Source organism: Pseudoalteromonas sp. 120-MNA-CIBAN-0494 (assembly GCF_040308885.1).
In the GTDB taxonomy this organism is placed as follows: domain Bacteria; phylum Pseudomonadota; class Gammaproteobacteria; order Enterobacterales; family Alteromonadaceae; genus Pseudoalteromonas; species Pseudoalteromonas nigrifaciens.
The window spans coordinates 1-216 of the sequence record NZ_JBEOOE010000263.1; the positions used below are offsets into that span (position 1 = coordinate 1).

Annotated in this window: 1 tRNA gene; it reads left to right on the top strand. The window is 42.1% G+C overall.

What is annotated here, in order from left to right:
• Positions 1 to 139: 139 nt before the first annotated feature.
• Positions 140 to 215: transfer RNA gene (locus AAEY55_RS18715), tRNA-Lys, on the top strand.
• Position 216: the final 1 nt, after the last annotated feature.

Here is a 216-nt window from a genome sequence, read left to right on the forward strand (position 1 = left end):
GAGCAGTTGACTTTTAATCAATTGGTCGATGGTTCAAATCCATCATGCCCCACCATTCTATGAGCAGTGAAAGTAAAGTATTAGTCGGCGGATTTACGCAATCAACTAACTAGCAGCCTTGCTAATTAGTTATCAAAGGGGGGCATTAGCTCAGTTGGTAGAGCAGTTGACTTTTAATCAATTGGTCGATGGTTCAAATCCATCATGCCCCACCAT